Genomic DNA, 21613 nt, shown 5'->3' on the forward strand with positions numbered 1-21613 from the left:
GGTCATCGTCCATGACGCCCGCGACAAGAGCGGCCCGTAGAAGCCGCCAACACGACTAGCAGGGCACTACCCAGGAGAGCCACATGTCAGGTCAAACCCTTTACGACAAACTCTGGAACCAGCACTTGGTCAAGCAGCGCGATGACGGCACAGCGCTGATCTACATCGACCGCCAACTGCTCCACGAAGTGACCTCGCCCCAGGCGTTTGAAGGCCTGCGTCTGGCCAACCGCAAGCCCTGGCGTCTGGATGCCAACCTGGCCACCCCCGATCACAACGTGCCTACCACTGTGAAAGAGCGTGCCGAGGGCAACAGCGGCATCAAGGACCCGGTCTCGTTGATTCAGGTGCAGACCCTGGACGACAACTGCCAGGCCTTCGGTATCGAAGAATTCAAGATCAACGACCCCCGCCAGGGCATCGTGCACGTGGTGGGCCCCGAGCAGGGTGCCACACTGCCCGGCATGACCGTGGTGTGCGGCGACTCGCATACCGCCACCCACGGCGCCTTTGCCGCGCTGGCCCATGGTATTGGCACTTCGGAAGTGGAACACGTGCTGGCTACCCAGTGTTTGCTGGCGCAGAAGATGAAGAACATGCAGGTGCGCGTGGAAGGCGAGCTGGGTCTGGGCGTGACCGCCAAGGACGTGGTGCTGGCCATCATCGGCAAGATTGGTACCGCCGGCGGCACCGGCTATGCCATCGAGTTTGCTGGAAGCGCCATCGAATCGCTCTCCATGGAAGGCCGCATGACCGTGTGCAACATGGCCATCGAAGCGGGTGCCCGAGTGGGGCTGATTGCGGTCGACGACACCACCATCGATTACCTCGCCGAGCGCCCCTTTGCGCCCACCGCCGAGCAGTGGGAAGCCGCCGTGGCCGACTGGCGTCTGCTGGTCTCTGATGCCGATGCCCACTTCGATAAAGTGGTCACCCTGAAGGCCGAAGAGATCGAGCCTCAGGTAAGCTGGGGCACCAGCCCCGAAATGGTCACCGGTATTTCCGGTCAGGTGCCCGACCCCCAGGCCGCCGATGACGAAACCGTCCAGCGCAGCCACTCCCGCGCGCTGGAGTACATGGGCCTGCAGGCCAACCAGAAAATTACCGATATCAAGCTGGACAAGGTGTTCATCGGCTCCTGCACCAACTCGCGTATCGAAGACCTGCGTGAAGCCGCCAAGGTGGCCAAGGGCAACAAGGTAGCCGATACCATCAAGCTGGCCATGGTGGTGCCGGGTTCTGGCCTGGTGAAGCGCCAGGCGGAAGCCGAAGGCCTCGACAAGATCTTCATCGAAGCGGGCTTCGAGTGGCGCGAGCCGGGTTGCTCCATGTGTCTGGCCATGAATGCCGACAAGCTGGGCGCTGGCGAGCACTGCGCCTCGACCTCCAACCGTAACTTCGAAGGTCGTCAGGGGTACGGCGGGCGTACGCACCTGGTGAGCCCGGCCATGGCCGCTGCGGCCGCCATTGCTGGCCACTTCGTCGATGTCCGTACCTTGCCTGCCAACGATGCCACCCACGCCCAGGAGGCCTGAGCCATGAAAAAGTTCGAACGTTTTGAAGGCATCGTCGCGCCACTGGACCGTGCCAATGTCGATACCGATTTGATCATTCCGAAGCAGTTCCTGAAGTCCATCAAGCGGACCGGCTTTGGCGTGAACCTGTTCGATGAGCTGCGCTACCTGGACGAAGGCCAACCCGGTCAGGACTGCTCCCAGCGCCCGCTGAATCCGGATTTCGTGTTGAACCAGCCGCGCTTCAAAGGCGCCGAGGTGCTGCTGGCACGGCGTAACTTTGGCTGCGGCAGCTCCCGCGAGCACGCGCCCTGGGCGCTGGAAGATTTTGGCTTCAAGGTAGTGATTGCCCCCAGCTTTGCCGATATCTTCTACAACAACGCGTTCAAGAACGGCATCCTGCTGGTGACGCTGGCCGAAGAGCAGGTGGATCGCCTGTTTGCCGAGGTGGAGGCCAACGAAGGCTACCAGCTGGACGTCGACCTGGAGCACCAGCGCGTGATCACGCCCAGCGGCGAGATTCTGGAATTCGAGGTCGATGAATTCCGCAAGCACTGCCTGCTGAACGGCCTGGACGATATCGGCATTACCCTGCAAGACGAAGAGGCCATTCGCAGCTTCGAAGCGCAGCATCGTCAGCAGCGCCCGTGGCTGTTCCGTCAGCCCGCGTAAGTCTTCCATTTTTTGTGCTAAGGATTGAGCATGACTCATAAGGTGTTACTGCTGCCCGGTGATGGTATCGGCCCGGAAATTGCCGCCCAGGCGGCGCGTTTGTTGAAAGCCTGCCAGGATGCTGGCCTGGACATCGACGTGGAAGAGGGCCTGGTGGGCGGCTCGGCCTACGACGTACACGGCGAGCCGCTGCCCGCCGAAACGTTGGAAAAAGCCAAGGCTGCCAGCGCGATTCTGCTGGGTGCCGTGGGCGGCCCCAAATGGGACAAGATCGAAGACCTCTCCAAGCGTCCTGAGAAGGGCTTGCTGGGCCTGCGCAAGAACTTGGGCCTGTTTGGCAATCTGCGCCCGGCCATGCTCTATCCGCAGCTGGCCAGCGCTTCCAGCTTGAAGCCCGAGCTGGTGGCCGGGCTGGATATCATGATCGTGCGTGAACTCACCGGCGGCATCTACTTCGGCCAGCCCCGGGGTATCGAAGTGCGCGACGGCGAGCGGGTCGGCTTCAATACCTATATCTACTCTGAAAGCGAAATCGAGCGCATTGGTCGTGTCGCCTTCGAGATGGCCCAGAAGCGCGGCAAGAAGCTTTGCTCGGTGGACAAGGCCAACGTGCTGGAAGTGACGATTCTGTGGCGTGAGGTCATGGAGCGGCTGGCACCGGAATACCCGGATGTAGAGCTGTCGCACATGTACGTGGACAACGCCGCCATGCAGCTGGTGCGTGCACCGAAGCAGTTCGATGTGGTGGTCACCGGCAACATGTTTGGCGACATTCTCTCCGATGCCGCCGCCATGCTGACCGGCTCCATCGGCATGCTGCCTTCTGCATCGCTCAACGAGAGCGGGCAGGGCATGTACGAGCCTTGCCACGGCAGCGCGCCGGACATCGCAGGCCAGAACGTCGCCAACCCGCTAGCCATGATGCTCTCGGTGGCCATGATGCTGCGCTACTCGCTCAATGAGCCCGCCATGGCCGAGCGCATCGAAGCGGCAGTGGGCAGCGTGCTGGACGACGGCCTGCGCACGGCGGATATCGCTTCCGAAGGTACCCGTCGGGTCTCCACGGTGGAGATGGGCGATGCGGTGCTGGCGGCCTTTGCACAACGCTCAGCCTAAGGCTTGCAAAAAGAGCATGGGCAAAAAGAAAGCCTGCTAATGGGTTGATTCGCTTCGACTCATCGCAAAGCAACCAACGTCGGCTGCCCCAAGGGGTGGCCGACGTCGTGTCGGATATTTGTGTATAATACTTATCTCATTCTTGGTTGGAGGACTTCACATGTTGAAAGTCGGTTTCGTGGGATGGCGTGGCATGGTGGGCTCTGTGCTGATGCAGCGCATGCAGGAAGATGGTGATTTCAACGGTATCGAGCCGATCTTTTTCACCACTTCTCAAGTTGGCCAGCCCGGCCCCGACATCGGCGTGGACGTGCCTCCGCTGAAAGATGCGTTTGCACTGGATGACCTGAAAGCGCTGGACGTGATCATTACCTGTCAGGGCGGTGACTACACCAAGAAGGTCTACGGCGACCTGCGCAGCGGCGGTTGGCAAGGCTACTGGATCGATGCCGCCAGCACCCTGCGGATGGAAGACGAAGCCACCATCATCCTCGACCCGGTGAACCGCAAGGTCATCGATGCGCAACTGGCGAAAGGTGCCAAAACCTTCGTGGGCGGCAACTGCACCGTCAGCCTGATGCTGATGGGCCTGGGCGGCCTGTTCGAGGCCGATATGGTCGAGTGGATGACCTCCATGACCTATCAGGCGGCGTCCGGCTCCGGTGCCAAGCACATGCGCGAGCTGCTCAACCAGATGGGTCACCTGCGTGATAGCGTGGCCAGCGAATTGGCCGACCCGGCCAGCGCCATTCTGGATATCGACCGCAAGGTCACTGCGGCCATGCGTGGCGGCGACTTCCCCACGGAAAACTTCACTGCGCCGCTGGCGGGCAGCCTGCTGCCGTGGATCGACACCAAGCTGGAGAGCGGCCAGAGCCGCGAAGAGTGGAAGGGCAGCGTCGAGACCAACAAGATTCTGGGTCTGCAGAACAACCCGATTCCCATCGATGGGCTTTGCGTGCGTATCGGTGCCATGCGCTCCCACAGCCAAGCGTTCACCATCAAGCTGAAGCAGGATGTGCCGCTGGACGAGATCGAAGAGCGCATTGCCAAGCACAACGAGTGGGTTCGCCTGATTCCCAACGACAAGGAAGCCACCGTGGCAGGCCTGACCCCGGCAGCAGCCACGGGTACGCTGCAAGTGCCGGTAGGTCGGCTGCGCAAGCTGAACATGGGCGGTGAATACCTCTCGGCCTTCAGCGTGGGTGACCAGCTGCTGTGGGGGGCCGCCGAGCCGCTCAAGCGCATGCTGAAGATCCTGCGCGAGCAGTAATCCAGCGCCGGTCGTCAGGTAAACCAGTGGGAAGCTGTTCGCAGCTTCCCATTTTTTTGCCCGTCAGGCGTGTCGAGGGTGCATTGGCCCAAGCGGCATGTTAAATACGTTATGATAAAAACGAATTAAGTCATTGTGATGGGTGAACGTCTCGGCACAATGTAACGCAGGGAATCGCAGGCAGTAGGGGCCGTAATGAAAAACAAGCTGGCATGGTTGTCATGGCTGCCGCTAGGTGCGGTAAGCCCGTTGGCGCTGGCCGTGGGGCTGGGGCAGGTGACGGTCAACTCACCGCTGCAGGCACCGCTGAATGCCTCCGCACCCATCGTGGATGTCTCCGAGGCTGCGCTGGGCGAGTTACGGGTGGAGGTCGCTGACGAAGCGGCCTTTACCGCCCAGGGGCTGGAGTGGACCCCGCTGGCGGCCAGCGTGCGCGCCGAGATCGAGCGCCTGCCCGGCGGTGCTCGGGTGGTGCTGCGCACCGAGCAGGAGGTGCTGGAACCCTGGCTGGATCTGCTGTTGACCATCAGCGGCCCCGAGGGGCGTAGCGCCGAGGCGTTCACGCTACTGTTCGATCTGCCGGAGAGCGCCGCCAGTGCGCCGGTGGCGACACCGGTCAGCAATGTCAGCCCGTCCGCGACGGCTGCACAAGCCCTGCCACAGTCAGTCTCTTCTTCACCATCGCCATCGCCATCGCCATCGTCCGCATCCGTGGCCAGTGCGGCCCAGGCGCCTGGCGGAACGGCCTATGTGGCCAGCGGCGATTCATTGTGGGGCGTGGCGGCGCGGGTCAAGCCCGCCGAGGTCAGCGTCCAGCAGATGATGCTGGCCCTGGTCGAAGCCAACCCGTCGGCGTTTCCTTCCGGCAACCCGGATGAACTTCGCGCTGGGCAAACCCTGGTGGTGCCAGGTCGCGAGCAAATCATGGCACGTAGCCCCAGCCAGGCATCCCAGGCGGTGCAGGCCATGCGCCAAACGGCGGCGGCGCCATCGTCAGGCGAGGAGCCGGTGCTGGCCGACGAGGCGCTGGCCGCGAGCGAGCAGTTGCCACAGGGCGCGCCAGAAGGCCCATTGGCCGAGGGTAATGCCGAGGGCGATACAGAGGGCGAGACAGAGGGCGAGATAGAGAGCGAGCTGGCAGGGCTGACCCTCAACGACCTGGCAGAACAGCTGCGCGAAAGCCAGGCCATGCTGCAAACCGTCCTCGAAGAGCGTGATCTGATGCGGGCGGAAATGGCCGCGCTGCGTCAGGAGGTGGCCTCGTTGACGGAGGCGCTACAGGCATCTCAACAGGAAACCCAGCGTGCCCTGGCCGCGGCAGAAGCCATGGCGGCCAGCGCGGGTCAGGCGGCTGGTGCGCGAGCGTCCGGGCCGGGGGTGATCGCACGGCTGGAGGCCTATCAATGGCCGCTGGCCAGTGCCGCCCTGGCGCTGTTGCTGGGGGCGCTGGTGTGGTCACGCAAACGCCGCGAGCGCCAGTGGGAGGACGTGCCAGCGCCCGCCGCTGCCGTGGAAACGCCCCCACGGCGCGCCGAGCCAGTCATGGAAAGCACCGGCACCGCTGGCGCGCCTCTGGCGGAGCCGCCCCTTGCCGAGCCGCCGCCTTTCGATATCCCGAAAGCGCCGCCACAGGTAGCCGAGCGCTATGAGCAGGTGTCTGCAGCTGACGAGCCGGTGACCGACGAGCTTGCTGTCCAAGAGCCTGTTGCTCAAGAGCCTGTTGCTCAAGGGCCTGGTGAACATAGCTCCTTGGAGGAGCCATCTTCGCAAGCCAGTTCCCCAGAGTGGAGTTCAAGCGAAGAAGAAGTCGAATCCACTGTCGATGAAGACGAAGCCGCCCTGGAAGCGGCTTTCCTGGACACCCCCGAGCCCGTCGAAGAGCCAGCGCCGCGGCCGCCGCTGGCGCTGGAAGAGCCAGCGCTCGTCGAGCCGACGCCCGCCGGAGTGAATCAGACCGCGCCCGACGCTTCGCCGGAACGGGAGGAGGATGCTGCGGAGCCGTCGACGCCCCAGGCGCCTGCGCAACCGGTGCCGGACGATCATCGGGCGCACTATATCGATTATCATCCGCCCTCGTTGCAGGCCAACGAGCCAGACGAGGCCGAGACCTCCTTGTCAGGAAACGCGGACGCTGCGCCGCTGCGCACCCGCTATACCCCTGAAGAGGAGTGGGAAATCGAAGAGGTGGCATTCGAGCCGCGACGTCGGGATAATAGTGACTCTTCCAAATCCTCCAAATGACGTGGCTTGATGACGCTGTTCTACCACTTTGATGAAACACAACCGCTGGCTGGCCGACTGGCCATGGGCGTCGAATATGACGGCACACGTTTTTGTGGCTTTCAGCGCCTGAAGCATGCCGCCTCCGTGCAACAGGCCATCGAAGATGCGCTGGGCAAGGTGGCGGGGGCGCCCGTGCATATCTACGCCAGCGGCCGCACCGATTCCGGTGTGCACGCCACGCGCCAAGTGATTCACTTCGACCCGCCGGTACAGCGCACTGAAAAAGCGTGGATCTTCGGCTCCAATACCAATCTGCCCCGAGACGTGGCGGTGCGTTGGGTGAAGCCGGTATCCGACGATTTTCATTCGCGCCTTGGCGCGCTGGCACGCCGTTACCGCTACATCTTTCTGAATCAGATCAGCCGCCCGGTCATGGAGCGCCACAACGTCACCTGGTGTCGCGACCCGCTGGATGCCGATGCCATGCATCGTGCGGCCCAGGTGCTGGTGGGCGAGCACGATTTCAGCAGCTTCCGCGCGGCGGGCTGCCAGTCGAAATCCCCCTGGCGCCAGATGCACTTCGTCGAAGTGAAGCGTTACGGCCCGCTGGTGGTGATCGATATCCAAGGCAATGCCTTCCTGCATCACATGATCCGTAACATTGCCGGAGCGCTGGCCAGCGTTGGCCGGGGGGCGCAGGACGAAGGGCATATCGCCCGCCTGCTGGCGATGAAGAATCGCCAGAAGGGCGATGTCACGGCGCCTGCCTGCGGTCTGCATTTCGTCGACTCCCTCTACGACGAACGTTTCGAGATCCCCAAGGAGCCGCTGGGGCCCAATCTGCTGGCCTTCACCGGCGAGTGGACTGGCGAGCGAGTGCTGCCGGAGACGCCCAGAGTGGCCGCCCGGCGCCAGCTCACCTTTACCCAGCAAGCCAGCCCTGAACAGCAGGAGAGCGCCTCATGACCGCACCTGGTCGCACGCGTATCAAGTTTTGTGGCTTTACTCGCCACGAAGACGTGGCCCAGGCCGTGGCGCTGGGAGTCGATGCGCTGGGGTTCGTCATGTGGCCCAAGAGCGCGCGGGGTATCGACCCTGATGCGTTGGCGGCGCTGGCAACACCGGTACCGGCTTTCGTGACGCGGGTGGGGCTGTTCGTCAACCCTGACGTGGCGCTGGTGGAGGCGTGTTTGCCGCACCTGGATCTGATCCAGTTCCACGGTGACGAGCCCGCTGATTTTTGCGCCCAGTTCGATCGCCCCTGGATCAAGGCGCTGCGCATGCGTGACGACCTCGACCTGCATCAGGCAGCGCAGCAGTACGCGGCTGCCCAGGCACTGCTGCTGGACGCCTACCGACCGGGCGTGCCTGGCGGAACCGGAGAAACCTTCGACTGGTCTAGAATCCCCGCAGCCCTGCAAAAACCTGTTATTCTGGCGGGTGGGCTGACGGTCGAGAACATTGCCACCGCGGTGGCGCAGGTGGCTCCCTATGCGGTTGATGTATCAGGGGGAATCGAAGCCGCCCCAGGCCAAAAGGATGCTCGGCGAATGGCCGACTTCGTGGCTCAGGTCGGGCGGGCCGATCAGCGCTGACGAGGGGCGTGAAACCCTTCTTCCGCCTTTATGTATTCATTCATCTTTGCCTTTCTGGCGATCCTGTGAGGTATGCCTGTGACAGTCTCAGCAACTGAAACCAAGTTCAGCGACCTGACCCGAATGCCGGATGCCCGTGGTCACTTTGGCCCCTATGGCGGCCGGTTCGTGTCGGAAACCCTGAGTTACGCTCTTGAAGAGCTGGAGCAGACCTACTTCAGCCTGCGCGACGACCCGGCCTTTCAGGCGGAGTTCGACCGCGACCTGGCGCACTATGTGGGGCGCCCCTCGCCGCTGTATCACGCCGAGCGCTGGTCCAACTCACTGGGTGGCGCACAAATCTGGTTGAAGCGCGAAGACCTCAACCATACCGGCGCCCACAAGGTGAACAACACCATCGGTCAGGCGCTGCTGGCCAAGAAGACCGGCAAGCCTCGGGTCATCGCTGAAACCGGCGCGGGTCAGCACGGTGTGGCCACGGCCACGGTTGCCGCGCGACTGGGGCTGGAGTGCGATGTCTACATGGGCGCCGCCGATGTCCAGCGCCAGAAGCTGAACGTGTACCGCATGCGGCTGCTGGGCGCGCGGGTCATTCCGGTGGAGTCCGGCACCCGCACGCTCAAGGACGCCATGAACGAGGCGTTGCGTGACTGGGTCACCAACGTGGACAACACCTTCTACATCATCGGTACCGTGGCCGGGCCGCACCCGTACCCGCTGCTGGTGCGCGATTTCAATGCGGTGGTGGGGCGCGAGGCGCGCCGCCAGTCGCTGGAGCAGATCGGCCGCTTGCCGGATGCGCTGGTAGCGTGCGTGGGCGGTGGCTCCAATGCCATTGGCCTGTTCTACCCGTTCGTCGAAGATGACGCCGTGGCCATGTACGGTGTCGAGGCAGGGGGCGACGGGGTGGAAACCGGCCGCCACGCCGCGCCGCTGTCTTCCAATGCACCGCGTGGCGTACTGCACGGCAACCGCACCTACCTGATGTCCGACGAAGCGGGCCAGGTGATGGACACTCACTCCATCTCGGCAGGCCTCGATTATCCTGGCGTTGGCCCCGAGCACGCGCTGTGGAAAGACGCCGGTCGCGTGCAGTACGTGGCCGCCAACGACCAGCAGGTGCTGGAAGCGTTCCGCGAGCTGACCCGCATGGAGGGCATCATGCCTGCGCTGGAGTCTGCCCATGCCTTGGCCCATGCCAAAGTGCTGGCGCCCACCATGCGGCCTGATCAGCATATCGTGGTGAACCTTTCAGGGCGTGGTGACAAGGACATCATGACCGTGGCTAACATCGACGGCATCGAGTTTTAAGGGCTAGCATGAATCGAATCGACCAGCGTTTTTCCGAATTGAAGCAGCAGGGCCGCAAGGCTCTGATCCCTTACATCACCGCCGGGGACCCTGCGCCCCAGTACACGGTAGGCTTCATGCACGCCCTGGTGGATGCCGGGGCCGATGTGATCGAGCTTGGCGTGCCGTTCTCCGACCCGATGGCGGATGGCCCGGTCATTCAGAAGGCCTGCGAGCGGGCTCTGAAGCAGGGCACCCGGCTGGTGGACCTGCTGGACATGGTGGCCGAGTTTCGCCAGACCGATACCCAGACCCCCATCGTGCTGATGGGCTACCTGAATCCTATCGAACGCATCGGTTATACGGCCTTTGCCGATAAAGCCGCCAGCGTCGGTGTGGACGGCGTGCTGGTGGTGGACATGCCGCCGGAAGAGGCGGACGAGTTCGGCCCGCTGCTCAAAGCGCGCGGCCTGGCAGCGATTTTCCTGGTTGCGCCTACCACTTCCCATGCCCGTGCCGCTACAATATGCGCCCACGGTGAGGGGTATCTTTACTATGTGTCGCTCAAAGGCGTGACCGGGGCGGCCACATTGAACGCAGCCGATGTCGCTGAACACCTGGCGCCGCTGCGTGACATGACCGATTTGCCGCTGTGCGTTGGGTTCGGCATTCGCGATGGGGTGACGGCCGCCGAGGTGGCGAAAGTCGCCGATGGCGTGATCGTCGGCAGCGCGCTGGTCAACCGCATTGCGGACAGCGTGGATGCCCCTGAAACCATCGCCGGACAGTTGAAGAGCGTGTTGGCTGAAATGCGGACCGCCATGGATGCCTGAGTGCATCCTCTCATCGTCTACACTGAATCTTGAATTGACGACACTCATCAAGCTTGGCTTGGCCAAGCGTTGACGTATACGGAAGCCTTTTTGATATGAGCTGGTTAGACAAGATCGTGCCCTCCATGGGGCGTATCCAGCGGAAGGACCGTCGTGCCAGCGTGCCCGATGGCCTCTGGCGTAAATGTCCCAAATGCGAGGCGGTGCTGTACCTGCCGGAGCTGGAAAAGCACCACAGCGTCTGTCCCAAGTGTGACCATCACTTGCGTCTGACCGCCCGCAAGCGCCTTGACTGGTTCCTGGACAAGCAGGGGCGCGAAGAGGTGGGGGCCGAGATCGAGCCCAATGACCGCCTCAAGTTCCGCGACTCCAAGAAGTACAAGGACCGCCTGACGGCTGCCCAGAAAGAGACCGGTGAAAAAGACGCGCTGGTTGCCATGCGTGGCGAGCTGGATGGCCTGCCGGTCGTGGCCGTGGCCTTCGAGTTCACCTTCATGGGCGGCTCCATGGGTGCCGTGGTCGGCGAAAAGTTCGTGCGCGCGGCCACCATTGCGCTGGACGAGGGTATTCCGCTGATCTGCTTTGCTGCCTCGGGTGGCGCGCGGATGCAGGAAGCGCTGTTCTCGCTGATGCAGATGGCCAAGACCTCGGCAGCACTGGAGAAGCTCAAGCAGGCGGGCGTCCCCTATATTTCCGTGCTGACCGACCCGGTGTTTGGTGGCGTTTCCGCGTCGCTGGCCATGCTGGGTGACCTGAACATTGCCGAACCCAACGCACTGATCGGTTTTGCAGGCCCTCGTGTCATCGAACAGACCGTGCGCGAAACGCTGCCGGAAGGTTTCCAGCGCAGCGAGTTTCTGCTCGAACACGGCACGGTCGACATGATCGTACATCGTCATGACATGCGTGCGCGTGTCGGTGGTGTGCTGCGCAAACTGACCCATCAGAACCCACTGCACGTCAGCGGTGAGCCGGAAGTCGATGCCGAGATCGCGGAGCCAGTGGTGGATGAAGCAGCGCTGGCCGATGCCGCAGAAAGCAGCGCTCAGGCAGAGCCTGCCAAGCCTGCGAGCGATGACGCGTCGCGCAATGCCTAGCACGTTAGCCGAATGGCTGAATCATCTTGAGACGCTGCATCCGGTAGGCATCGACATGGGCCTGGAGCGGGTGTCGCAGGTGGCCCGGCGCATGGGGCTGCTGGACCGCCCCCTGGCCCGCCAGGTGATTACCGTGGCAGGCACCAATGGCAAGGGCTCGACCCTTGCCATGATCGATGCGGTGGCGCGGGCGCATGGCCTGCGCACCGGTACCTACACGTCTCCTCATCTGCTGCGCTATAACGAGCGTGTCACACTGGAAGGGCGCGAAGCCAGTGACCAAACCCTGGTCGAAGGCTTCATTCAGGTGGAGGATGCTCGCCTGGAAGCGCCCGCCATCAGCCTGACCTACTTCGAGGCGGGCACTCTGTGTGCGCTCTGGTGTCTGGCCAATGCCGAGCTGGATCTGGCGGTATTGGAGGTAGGGCTGGGCGGGCGGCTGGATGCCGTCAACATCATCGATGCCGATGTGGCCATCGTGACCACCATCGCGCTGGATCATGCCAATTTCCTGGGGACCGATCTGGCTCAGATCGGCCGCGAAAAAGCAGGTATCTTTCGCCCCCTGAAACCCGCCGTGCTGGGAAGCTTGACGCTGCCCACGAGCGTGCTGGACACGGCCATTGCCGTGGCTGCGCCCAGCTACGTGCTGGGCGTGGGTTTCAGCCATAGCGCGGGTGACGAGCCGCCAGGAACTCCTTGGTGCTGGCATGGGCTCAACCGTGAAGGGGATACTCTTTCCCTTGACGCGCTGCCCGACCCAGGCTTGCCCATCGACAACGCGGCGACGGCGCTGCAGGCGCTGGCGCTGGCAGGCGTGCCGTTGAAGGTGCGGCCGGTCAGTGAAGCGCTGGCCACGGTGACGCTGCCGGGGCGCATGCAGTGGAGCGGGCAGTGGTGCCTGGACGTGGGGCATAATCCGCATGCGGCCAGCTATCTGGCGCGCAGGCTTCCCGCGCCGCCTGCCGGTGGTCGCCAGTGGGGGCTGCTTGGCATGCTCAATGACAAGGATGCCGACGGTGTGATCGAGGCATTGTTGCCGCGTATCCGTGACTGGGTCTGCGTCAGCCTGGAAGGCGAACGTGGCCGCTTGGCCAGCGAGCTTGCCGAGCGTATTACGTCGCTGGGTGGGCGCGTGTATCATTGCGCCGATTCTCCGCAGGCCGGGGCAGAGTGGCTGGCTCGACGGCTGACGCCAGAGGATCGGGTATTGGCAACGGGGTCATTCTTTACCGTGGCAGCGCTACTGGCGATGTCACTGCCTCAAGCATCGCCGCAGGCACGTTAAGCTGGAGGGAGAGGGATATGAAATACGGTAAAACGGAACGCATTAGCGGTCTCGTGATTCTGCTGGCCGTGCTGGCGATCATCGTGCCGTGGTTGATGAGTGACCCGGCTCCCCGGGAGGAGCGTCCGCAGCCCACCTTCGTGATCGAACAGCCGGTGAACGTGGTGCGTCAGGACGTTCCTGTGCCCGAGATGCCTGCTTCCATCAACGCGCCGTCTCCCCTCGAGCCGCTGGAAAATGCCGAGGTAGTGGACGAGCCCATCGAGGTCGTGCCGCTGGAACCGCAGACCGGGGCCGTTGCCAGTGCGCCCGCTGAGACGCCTCCGCCAGCGGCACCCGCCGAAGCGCCGCGCAGCGAACCGACGCCCGCTCCCGCCAATGACCCGATTGCCGAGCTGGTGGCCGCTAACCAGAACCGTGGCAGCAGTAGCAGCGGCAGCAGCAATGGTTCTGCTCCCCAGGCTCAGCAGCAGGGCGAATGGGCCGTTCAGGTAGGCAGTTTTGGCGATGCCGCCAATGCCCAGCGAATCAGCGACCAACTTACCAATCAAGGTTTTCGCGTTTTCCAGCGCCCGCGTGACAACAACCTCACCACCGTGCTGGTGGGCCCGTACGGCTCTTCGGAAGATGGCGAGGCGGCGTTGGCGCTGGTGAAAGAGCGCGCCAATGTTCAAGGCCTGCTGGTGCGGGTAAGAGACTGATCATGGCGCTGACATGGATTGATGCCGTTTTTCTGGCCGTGCTGGCGCTATCGATGCTGGCAGGGTTCGTACGGGGCTTCGTGCGTGAATCGCTGGGGCTGGCTGCCTGGGTCGTCGCGCTGATGGTGGCGCGGGTGCTGGCCGAGCCGGTGGCCGAGCTGATGGCCGGCTTCATCGAGAGTTTCGATGCTCGCCTGGTGCTGGCCTTTGCGCTGGTCATCTTTGCGGTGATTCTGCTGTGCGGCATCGTGATACGCATCGTTCACGCCGCCGTGGAGTGGGTGGGCATGGGGCTGTTGAACCGCTTTGCGGGCGCTGCGTTCGGGCTTGCCCGTGGCGCGGTCATCCTGCTGGTGGTGACCGTGCTGATCACCTTGACACCCTTGGCAGACCTTCAGGCATGGCAGGAAGCCTCGCTGCGCCCCACCTTCATCGAGTTGCGGGACTGGGCCGTGAGCCAACTGGACCAGTGGGAGCGTGAGCTGCCGACGCCACCGGCGTCGCTGCGCGATGTCTCGCTCCCCGAATTGCGCGTACCCGTTCAGCAATAGCCGAGCGGTGGATGTCGTGCCGCTGTCTGGCAGCGGCACGAGTAAGTTTGATGATCATACGGGTTTGCACCAGCAAGCCGTGGTTTTAAAGCGAGGTAACTGGAATGTGCGGTATAGTGGGCCTTCTGGCCAAGCAGGCGGTAAATCAGGGAATCTACGATGCCCTGACCGTACTTCAGCATCGGGGCCAGGACGCTGCCGGCATGATGACCTGGAGCGAGGGACGCTTCCTACTGCGCAAGAGTAACGGCCTGGTCCGTGACGTTTTCCATACTCGCCACATGGCGCGCCTGAAAGGCAACCTGGGCATTGGTCACGTGCGCTACCCCACGGCAGGCTCCTCCAGTGAGGCCGAGTCTCAGCCGTTCTACGTCAACTCCCCCTACGGCATCGCGCTGGCCCACAACGGCAACCTGACCAACTCAGAGCAGTTGAAGCAGGAGCTGTTCTCCACGGACCTGCGCCATATCAATACCAGCTCCGACTCGGAAGTGCTGCTCAACGTCTTCGCCCACGAGCTGGGCAAGCAAGGGCTTCACCTGGAAGCCGAGGACATCTTCGATGCGGTGCGTCGCGTGCATCGTCGCTGCAAGGGTGGCTATGCGGCCGTGGCGATCATCAACGGGTTCGGTATGGTCGCTTTCCGTGACCCCCACGGCATTCGTCCGGTGGTGTTCGGCACGCGTCAGGACCCCAACGGCCAGGAAGTGATGATCGCTTCCGAGTCGGTGGCGCTGGACGTGGGTGGTTTCGAGCTGGCGCGTGACCTGGCGCCGGGCGAGGCCATCTTCGTCGACATGCAGGGTCAGATTCACACCCAGGTATGTGCCGACCGCCCCGAGCTGCGTCCGTGTATCTTCGAGCACGTCTATCTGGCGCGCCCCGACTCCATCCTCGATGGCGCTTATGTCTACGGCACGCGCATGCAGATGGGTCGCAAGCTGGGCGACCGCATCATGAACGAGTGGCCCGACCACGATATCGATGTGGTCATCCCGATCCCGGACACCTCACGTACTTCGGCACTGGAGATGGCCCAGCATCTTGGCGTCACCTACCGCGAAGGCTTCATGAAGAACCGCTACATTGGCCGTACCTTCATCATGCCCGGGCAGACCCAGCGCAAGAAATCGGTGCGTCAGAAGCTGAATGCCATCGATGTCGAGTTCAAGGGCAAGAACGTACTGCTGGTGGATGACTCCATCGTGCGCGGCACCACCTGCAAGCAGATCATCCAGATGGCCCGGGATGCCGGTGCCCGCAAGGTCTATTTCGCCTCGGCGGCGCCCCCGGTGCGTTACCCCAACGTTTATGGCATCGACATGCCCGCGGCCACCGAGCTGATTGCCCATGGCCGCACGGAAGATGAAGTGGGTCAGCTGATCGGCGCCGACCGCATTTTCTATCAGGACCTCGAAGACCTGAAGAGCGCCTGTCGCGAGGTCAACCCCGAGATGGAAGCCTTCGATTGCTCGGTGTTCGATGGCAACTACGTCACCGGCGATATCGACGAGGCCTACCTGGCGGTACTGGAAGCTAGCCGTAACGATGCGGCCAAGGACAACAGCGCGGGTGACCATGCGCTGGTTGACATGCACAATCAGGACGATGACCTGGACGACTGAACGCGCATGCGCTGGCAACTTTCCCTAGGGGGAGTTGCCGGGGGAATGGACGTTTTGGAAGCTGGACGTTTTGGAAAAGAGGGCGCTGCCATGCACGATGATCATCACCAGGAGGAGTGGTCGCTCGAAACGCTCGCCATTCGCGCGGGGCACCACCGCACGTTTGAGCAGGAGCATGCCGAGCCGATTTTTCCCACCTCGAGCTTTGTTTACGAGAGTGCTGCCGAAGCTGCCCGCAAGTTCGGTGGTCAAGAGCCGGGTAACGTCTACTCGCGCTTCACCAATCCGACGGTACATACCTTCGAACGCCGACTGGCGGCCCTCGAAGGCGGTGAGCGCTGCGTCGCCACCAGCTCTGGCATGGCTGCCATTCTTTCCACTGCCCTGGCACTGCTGTCGGCGGGGGATGAGATCGTGGCCTCGCGTTCGTTGTTTGGCTCTACGGTCAGCCTGTTCGACAAGTATCTGGGCAAATTTGGCATTACCACGCGCTATGTGGAGCTTTCCAATCTGGCAGCCTGGGAAGCCGCGGTGACGCCCGCAACTCGGCTGATGTTCGCCGAAACGCCGTCCAATCCGCTTTCCGAAGTGGCCGATATTCCGGCCCTGGCAGCGTTGGCGAAGCGCAGCGGGGCCTTGCTGGCCATCGATAACTGTTTCCTTACGCCTGCTCTGCAACAGCCGCTGGCACTGGGGGCCGACCTAGTGATTCACTCGGCCACCAAATACCTGGATGGCCAGGGGCGCGCCGTGGGCGGAGCGGTGGTGGGGCGTCATGACCTGCTGGAAGAGGTGTTTGGCGTCGTGCGGACCTGCGGCCCTTGCCTGAGTCCGTTCAACGCGTGGATCTTCACCAAGGGGCTCGAGACCCTGTCGCTGCGCATGAAGGCCCACTGCGAGAACGCCTTGAGCCTGGCCCGCTGGCTCGACCAGCACCCCGCCGTCAATCGGGTGTATTACAGCGGCCTGGAAGCGCACCCGCAGCATGCGTTGGCCAAGCGCCAGCAGCAGGGCTTTGGTGCCGTGCTGGGGTTCGAGGTGCAGGGTGGTCAAGAGGGCGCCTGGCAGGTGATCGACGCCACGCGCATGCTGTCGATTACCGGCAATCTGGGCGATGTCAAAACCACCATCACTCACCCGGCCACCACGACCCACGGGCGCCTTTCCGATGAGCAAAAGGCCGCCGCAGGGATTGCGCCGGGGCTGATTCGGGTAGCCGTCGGGCTTGAAAGTCAGGCGGATATCCAGCGTGACCTGGCCCGTGGCCTGGATGCGCTGGCGGCTCGTTGAAGTACGATATTGTGACGACTGACCGGCCGAGAGGCCGGTTTTTTATTGGCGATACACGCCAACGTTTCATAAAGTGACACGGTACGGGCACGATGAAACGGTTTTTCCGAACGGTGCGTTCTGCTTTTTTCAGCAGTGTTTTGTCATACGAAAGGTTATGATTTTCATAACAAGTGAAGCATGCTGTGGGGCAGCGTGCAGCCGTCAATGGGGAATCAAGGATGTGGCGTAATACACGCAGTGGCTGGGGGTGATCAGTATCGCGTTTCACTGGCTGAGCGCTTTGACCATCATTGGGTTGTTCGCGTTAGGCTGGTGGATGACCGGGTTGGGTTATTACGACCCTTGGTACAATCAGGCTCCCTGGATTCATCGCTCGGTGGGCGTGCTACTGCTGCTGGTCACCTTTGGCCGATTGGCTTGGCGTTTCATGCAGCCGACCCCCGCGGCCGAGGGAGGGCGATTCGAGCGTCTGGCGGCTCACCTTGGCCACATCGCACTTTACGTTTTGATGCTGACGGTACTGTTCAGTGGCTACCTGATTTCGACCGCCAACGGGCGTTCCATCAGTGTGTTTGGCTGGTTCGATGCCCCTGCCATCCTGCATGGCCTGCCCAATCAGGCCAGCGTGGCGGGCGACATACACTGGTACAGCGCGTTGGCGCTCATGGTATTGGCAGGTGGGCATGCGTTGGCGGCATTGGTGCATCATTGGCGCTGGCGGCACGACACGCTGCGCCGCATGGTCAACCCGCGCCATGCGCAGCCAAAGCCCCATGCCCAGCCAAAGATTTGAACCCCTGTTCTACTCACCGCGGACTCATGATGGATCCGCAGTTTTGACCAAGGAAAGCGAGGAGATAGCAATGTTGAAGAAGACAGCGATTGCCACGGCACTGGCCGCAGCGGCTCTGATTCCCTTGAGCCAGGCTCAGGCGGCTGATTATCAGATCGATATCGAAGGCCAGCACGCATTCGTGCAGTTCAAGATCAACCATCTGGGCTTCTCTTACATTCTGGGCAGCTTCGAGACCTTCGATGGCCAGTTCCACTACGATGCCGACGACCTGGATGCGTCTTCCGTCTCCATGGAAGTGCAGGTCAACAGCCTGACCACCAACCATGCCGAGCGTGACCGTCATATTCTGAGCGCTGACTTCCTCAACGCCAGCGAATTCCCCACGGCGACCTTCACGTCCACTGGTTTCGAAGCCACGGGTGACAACGAAGGCGTGGTGACCGGCGAGCTGACGCTGCACGGCGAAACTCAGGAAATCGAAATGCCGGTGACCCTGATGGGCGAAGGTGAAGATCCCTGGGGTAACTACCGCGCTGGTTTCGAAGGCAGCACCATGCTGACGCTGAGTGATTTCGGCATCGACATGAGCGACTTCCCGGAAGCCATGCACGAGCTGGAGCTGTACGTCACCTTCGAAGGCATCCGCCAGTAAGCGATGACTGATCAGAACGCTGCCACCTTCACGGGTGGTGGCGTTTTTTGCGTTTTAAAGCCCCCGTAAATCGAGCAATACACCAAGGAGGCCGCCGTTGGCAGCCGCTATGCAACAACGTGAGTTGGCTATCACCCTGTGGCGTCAAACCTGGCCCATGGCCATTGGTGTTCTGGCGCTGCTCGGGTTTCAACTGGTCGACAGCGCCTTCATCGCGCGGCTGGGCACGGCCCCGCTGGCCGCGCAGTCGTTCACTTTTCCGCTGTCGTTTTTGATCATTGGTATTCAGGTGGGGATGGGCATCGCCATTGCGGCGCTCATCTCCCGAGCCTTGGGGGCCGGTGAGCAAGCCAGAGCCAGGCGCTTGAGCAGCCTGGTGCTGTTGGCGGGTGGTGCGGTCATCGGTGTGCTGGCCGTCGTGCTTTGGGCGTTGCAGGAGCCCTTGTTCAGCCTGCTGGGGGCCGACCAGCGTGCGCTAGGGCACATTCGAGCCTACTGGGCGCCGCAGCTGTTCGCCGCCTGGTTGGGCGCCTTGCTTTACTTCATCTACAGCGTGTTTCGCGCCCACGGCGATACTCGGTTACCTGGCAAGATGATGGTGGTCAGCAGCCTGGTGAACCTGGTGCTGGACCCGCTGTTCATTTTTGGCCTAGGCCCCTGGGAGGGATGGGGGTTACCGGGTGCTGCCTGGGCCACGGCCATCGCCTTTGCCGTGGGCTTGTGGTTTACCTGCCGCAAGCTCTATCGGCGTGACTGGGCGACCTCGGTGGCGCTGTGGCCAGAGATCAAACGCTCCTGGCGGCCTTTCACCGGCATTGCCGCGCCAGCCATGGTCAGCCAGCTGATGCCGCCGCTGGCCGCCATGCTGGCGATTGCGGCGGTGGCGGGGCTGGGGGATACCCAAGTCGCGGCCTGGGGGTTGGCCAGCCGATTGGAAACCCTTTCGCTAATGGTGATTCTTGCCATGACCATGTCGCTGCCCCCCTGGTTGGGGCGCTGCTATGGGGCTGGAGACTGGGAGCAGATTCATCGTCTCATGCGCCTGGCGCTGACCGTGGCCGTGGCTTGGCAGTTGGCGTTGGGCGTGTTGTTGGCGCTGGCGTCACCCTGGGTGGCCATGGCGCTGGCCGGTAATCCGGAAGTACAGAGCGAACTGGCGCTGCTGATACGTTTTCTGCTGCCCAGCTATGCGGCGCTGGGTGTATGCATGCTGGTGGTCTCGGCGGGCAATGCGCTGGGCTGGCCGCTGCGGGCCATGCTGCTCTCCAGTGCGCGGCTGTTCGTGTGCTACCTGCCGTGCCTTTGGGTGGGGGCGCAGCTGTTTGGCTGGACGGGGCTGGCTGCGGGTGCCGCGGTGGGGAATGTGCTGGCAGGCCTGATGGCTTGGGGAGCGCTGCGGCAGATTCTCTCCCGCCCGCATCGGCGGGCGGGAGTGTCATGACCCGACGACAGGTTCAGTGCTGGCGGCGTGATTCCTGAAACGAGAAATACAGGAACAGCAGCGCCATGGCGAGATAGCCCATGACGAAGTCGGGGGCCGCATTGAAGGCCAGCTGGGGCGCATGCATCAGGCCAACGAATGAAAAGCCCGCCGCGATGGCGGCAAAGGCCGCTGCCCTGCGGAACTGATGGTCGATCACCGACACGGTCATGGCGCCCAGCAGGATGGCCATGAACATGGCACCTTGCCCCAGCACGACGATGGCGCTGGAGATGTCGCTGACCACCTCACCGGCTCCCCGGTTGAAGCGCGTCATGACGTAATTGGCGAAGTAGGGCAGCATCGCCAGGGCGATGGCCGGGTAGTAACGGGTATCGTTGGCCTGGAACGCAGTGGCGATCATGGACATTCCCACGAACACCAGAATAGGCGCCACGACGGAGACCGGAATGATGGCCGCCAGGGCAGCAATCAGGCCGAACATGGTGGCCAGCGCATAGACGGCGCCGTTCAGCAGGCTGTAACCGCGCCCGGCGCCCATCCATTTGGCACCCACCGTGGCAATGTAAACCGTCGTCGGGAACACGCCGCCAAACAGCGCCCCGATCATGGTGCCCGCGCCATCCACGGCCTGGCACTCCCGTACATCGTACTTGTCGCCTGCGGCTTCCATGGCCTCGACGTTGTTCATGGTTTCGATGGCGTTGTACAGGGTAATGGGCAGCACCACGGTCAGGACGGCCAGCATGCCGGTGAACAGCAGGCCCAACCCTTCGAACCAGGCGAGATTGGGCAGCAAGGGGTAGAACCCCAGGTGGGTGAAGGCATCGCTGAAGCGCTCGGTGCCTGCATCGCCAATCAGGTAGGCCATGGTCGTCCCGATGACGATGGCAAACAGCGAGGTGGGGAGCTTGAACGGCATGCTGACCCTGGCGACCAGGCCCACGATGATGATCCCCAGCACCAGCAGGCCAATCACCGGCATTTCCAGCGTCTTGAACAGCATTTCACCGGCGATGAAGGTCAGCGCAACGCCTGCCACGGCACCCAGCATGGCGGCTCGGGGCAGGTGATACTGTACCCAGCGGCCCCCGACGCTGATCAGGGCTTCGATGGCACCGCTGATGAAGCAGGCGGCCACGGCGACTTTCCAGGCGAGTTCGGCATCGCCGGTCAGCTGTTTGGCGGGCAGCAGCACCCCGAACAGGAAGACGAACATCACCGGCGTGGAAATACCGTAGGAGAGCGCCGTGACGTCGCTGCGGTTCTCCTTGCGCGCCAAGCGAGCGGCGCTCCAGGCGTAGTAGAAATTGCCCACCATGACGGCGACCGCCGCCCCTGGCAGCACCTGCCCATACACGATGGAAGCAGGGAAACCCATGCCCAGCATGGTAATGGCGATAATGACGAAATTGGCGATGTTGTTCTGGAACAGCGCAAAGAAAGCGTCGGTATCTTCTTTTTTGTACCAGGGGTAGGGAGTGCTGGCAGCCGCCATGTTGTGCCTCTCGGTTATGGTGTGTTGTATACAAGGCTACGCTGAGTGTGCCGAATATTTGACTAATCGGTCAAGCGTTGCGTTGTCACGGACGCCGCGCGGGCGCCCCAGGCTCTGGCGGCGAAGGCGCAATTGTACACATCATTGCCCAAGAG

General features: G+C 62.7%; 18 protein-coding genes and 1 pseudogene. 18 read left to right on the forward strand and 1 reads right to left on the reverse strand.

Annotation, left to right across the window (positions count from 1 at the left end; genetic code table 11):
* The first annotated feature begins 83 nt into the window (after positions 1-83).
* The 18 genes and pseudogenes from leuC to IE061_RS14260 all read left to right on the forward strand — a co-directional run bounded on the left by leuC (position 84) and on the right by IE061_RS14260 (position 19960).
* Positions 84-1535 carry a 3-isopropylmalate dehydratase large subunit gene (leuC, locus tag IE061_RS14175; RefSeq protein ID WP_096922860.1) on the forward strand — a complete coding sequence of 484 codons (1452 nt, stop codon included), beginning with the start codon at positions 84-86 and terminating at the stop codon, positions 1533-1535.
* Between the two features lie 3 nt (positions 1536-1538).
* Positions 1539-2186 (forward strand): 3-isopropylmalate dehydratase small subunit, encoded by a 648-nt coding sequence (leuD, locus tag IE061_RS14180; RefSeq protein ID WP_096922861.1) that lies wholly within the window; start codon positions 1539-1541, stop codon positions 2184-2186.
* A 30-nt stretch (positions 2187-2216) separates the two neighbouring features.
* Positions 2217-3302, forward strand: coding sequence for a 3-isopropylmalate dehydrogenase (leuB, locus tag IE061_RS14185; RefSeq protein ID WP_039179899.1), 1086 nt, complete (start codon positions 2217-2219; stop codon positions 3300-3302).
* A 160-nt stretch (positions 3303-3462) separates the two neighbouring features.
* The gene (gene asd, locus IE061_RS14190) at positions 3463-4575 is read left to right on the forward strand and encodes an aspartate-semialdehyde dehydrogenase (protein ID WP_039179900.1); all 1113 of its coding nucleotides are present in this window, start codon (positions 3463-3465) and stop codon (positions 4573-4575) included.
* A 195-nt stretch (positions 4576-4770) separates the two neighbouring features.
* Positions 4771-6816, forward strand: coding sequence for a FimV/HubP family polar landmark protein (locus tag IE061_RS14195; protein WP_193461888.1), 2046 nt, complete (start codon positions 4771-4773; stop codon positions 6814-6816).
* 9 nt (positions 6817-6825) lie between these two features.
* Positions 6826-7764, forward strand: a complete 939-nt coding sequence (truA, locus tag IE061_RS14200; RefSeq protein ID WP_096922864.1) for a tRNA pseudouridine(38-40) synthase TruA — start codon at positions 6826-6828, stop codon at positions 7762-7764.
* Positions 7761-8393 (forward strand): phosphoribosylanthranilate isomerase, encoded by a 633-nt coding sequence (locus tag IE061_RS14205; RefSeq protein WP_193461889.1) that lies wholly within the window; start codon positions 7761-7763, stop codon positions 8391-8393. Before truA ends, IE061_RS14205 begins: the two co-directional genes overlap by 4 nt.
* A 72-nt stretch (positions 8394-8465) precedes the next feature.
* On the forward strand, positions 8466-9704 hold the full coding sequence (gene trpB, locus IE061_RS14210; RefSeq protein ID WP_039179913.1) for a tryptophan synthase subunit beta: 1239 nt from the start codon (positions 8466-8468) through the stop codon (positions 9702-9704).
* Between the two features lie 8 nt (positions 9705-9712).
* On the forward strand, positions 9713-10516 hold the full coding sequence (trpA, locus tag IE061_RS14215; RefSeq protein ID WP_039179916.1) for a tryptophan synthase subunit alpha: 804 nt from the start codon (positions 9713-9715) through the stop codon (positions 10514-10516).
* A gap of 95 nt (positions 10517-10611) precedes the next feature.
* Positions 10612-11613, forward strand: a complete 1002-nt coding sequence (gene accD, locus IE061_RS14220) for an acetyl-CoA carboxylase, carboxyltransferase subunit beta (RefSeq protein ID WP_039179919.1) — start codon at positions 10612-10614, stop codon at positions 11611-11613.
* Positions 11606-12901, forward strand: coding sequence for a bifunctional tetrahydrofolate synthase/dihydrofolate synthase (gene folC, locus IE061_RS14225; protein ID WP_096922866.1), 1296 nt, complete (start codon positions 11606-11608; stop codon positions 12899-12901). Before accD ends, folC begins: the two co-directional genes overlap by 8 nt.
* A 17-nt stretch (positions 12902-12918) precedes the next feature.
* Entirely contained in the window at positions 12919-13602 is a 684-nt protein-coding gene (locus IE061_RS14230) for an SPOR domain-containing protein (RefSeq protein ID WP_096922867.1), read from the forward strand.
* A gap of 2 nt (positions 13603-13604) precedes the next feature.
* On the forward strand, positions 13605-14153 hold the full coding sequence (locus IE061_RS14235; RefSeq protein WP_039179928.1) for a CvpA family protein: 549 nt from the start codon (positions 13605-13607) through the stop codon (positions 14151-14153).
* A 104-nt stretch (positions 14154-14257) separates the two neighbouring features.
* Entirely contained in the window at positions 14258-15778 is a 1521-nt protein-coding gene (purF, locus tag IE061_RS14240) for an amidophosphoribosyltransferase (protein ID WP_096922868.1), read from the forward strand.
* Between the two features lie 90 nt (positions 15779-15868).
* On the forward strand, positions 15869-17068 hold the full coding sequence (locus tag IE061_RS14245; RefSeq protein WP_193461890.1) for an O-succinylhomoserine sulfhydrylase: 1200 nt from the start codon (positions 15869-15871) through the stop codon (positions 17066-17068).
* Positions 17069-17289: 221 nt separating this feature from the next.
* Positions 17290-17864 (forward strand): annotated as a pseudogene (locus tag IE061_RS14250) (cytochrome b).
* 70 nt (positions 17865-17934) lie between these two features.
* Positions 17935-18519, forward strand: a complete 585-nt coding sequence (locus IE061_RS14255) for a YceI family protein (protein WP_193461891.1) — start codon at positions 17935-17937, stop codon at positions 18517-18519.
* Positions 18520-18628: 109 nt separating this feature from the next.
* Positions 18629-19960 (forward strand): MATE family efflux transporter, encoded by a 1332-nt coding sequence (locus IE061_RS14260; RefSeq protein ID WP_193461916.1) that lies wholly within the window; start codon positions 18629-18631, stop codon positions 19958-19960.
* A 13-nt stretch (positions 19961-19973) separates the two neighbouring features.
* Here IE061_RS14260 and IE061_RS14265 read toward each other — a convergent pair whose 3' ends face one another.
* Complete coding sequence (locus IE061_RS14265) at positions 19974-21458, reverse strand: NCS2 family permease (protein ID WP_193461892.1); 1485 nt, start codon at positions 21456-21458, stop codon at positions 19974-19976.
* Positions 21459-21613: the final 155 nt, after the last annotated feature.

The organism is Vreelandella hamiltonii (assembly GCF_014651795.1).
In the GTDB taxonomy this organism is placed as follows: Bacteria; Pseudomonadota; Gammaproteobacteria; order Pseudomonadales; family Halomonadaceae; genus Vreelandella; species Vreelandella hamiltonii.

Coding starts and splice junctions, on each gene's coding strand:
- trpB (WP_039179913.1), top strand. CDS start 8,466: ATGCCTGTGACAGTCTCAGCAACTGAAACCAAGTTCAGCGACCTGACC.
- leuB (WP_039179899.1), top strand. CDS start 2,217: ATGACTCATAAGGTGTTACTGCTGCCCGGTGATGGTATCGGCCCGGAA.
- IE061_RS14260 (WP_193461916.1), top strand. CDS start 18,629: ATGCAACAACGTGAGTTGGCTATCACCCTGTGGCGTCAAACCTGGCCC.
- folC (WP_096922866.1), top strand. CDS start 11,606: ATGCCTAGCACGTTAGCCGAATGGCTGAATCATCTTGAGACGCTGCAT.
- IE061_RS14235 (WP_039179928.1), top strand. CDS start 13,605: ATGGCGCTGACATGGATTGATGCCGTTTTTCTGGCCGTGCTGGCGCTA.
- IE061_RS14255 (WP_193461891.1), top strand. CDS start 17,935: ATGTTGAAGAAGACAGCGATTGCCACGGCACTGGCCGCAGCGGCTCTG.
- IE061_RS14205 (WP_193461889.1), top strand. CDS start 7,761: ATGACCGCACCTGGTCGCACGCGTATCAAGTTTTGTGGCTTTACTCGC.
- accD (WP_039179919.1), top strand. CDS start 10,612: ATGAGCTGGTTAGACAAGATCGTGCCCTCCATGGGGCGTATCCAGCGG.
- trpA (WP_039179916.1), top strand. CDS start 9,713: ATGAATCGAATCGACCAGCGTTTTTCCGAATTGAAGCAGCAGGGCCGC.
- leuC (WP_096922860.1), top strand. CDS start 84: ATGTCAGGTCAAACCCTTTACGACAAACTCTGGAACCAGCACTTGGTC.
- asd (WP_039179900.1), top strand. CDS start 3,463: ATGTTGAAAGTCGGTTTCGTGGGATGGCGTGGCATGGTGGGCTCTGTG.
- IE061_RS14195 (WP_193461888.1), top strand. CDS start 4,771: ATGAAAAACAAGCTGGCATGGTTGTCATGGCTGCCGCTAGGTGCGGTA.
- IE061_RS14230 (WP_096922867.1), top strand. CDS start 12,919: ATGAAATACGGTAAAACGGAACGCATTAGCGGTCTCGTGATTCTGCTG.
- truA (WP_096922864.1), top strand. CDS start 6,826: ATGACGCTGTTCTACCACTTTGATGAAACACAACCGCTGGCTGGCCGA.
- IE061_RS14265 (WP_193461892.1), bottom strand. CDS start 21,458: ATGGCGGCTGCCAGCACTCCCTACCCCTGGTACAAAAAAGAAGATACC.
- IE061_RS14245 (WP_193461890.1), top strand. CDS start 15,869: ATGCACGATGATCATCACCAGGAGGAGTGGTCGCTCGAAACGCTCGCC.
- purF (WP_096922868.1), top strand. CDS start 14,258: ATGTGCGGTATAGTGGGCCTTCTGGCCAAGCAGGCGGTAAATCAGGGA.
- leuD (WP_096922861.1), top strand. CDS start 1,539: ATGAAAAAGTTCGAACGTTTTGAAGGCATCGTCGCGCCACTGGACCGT.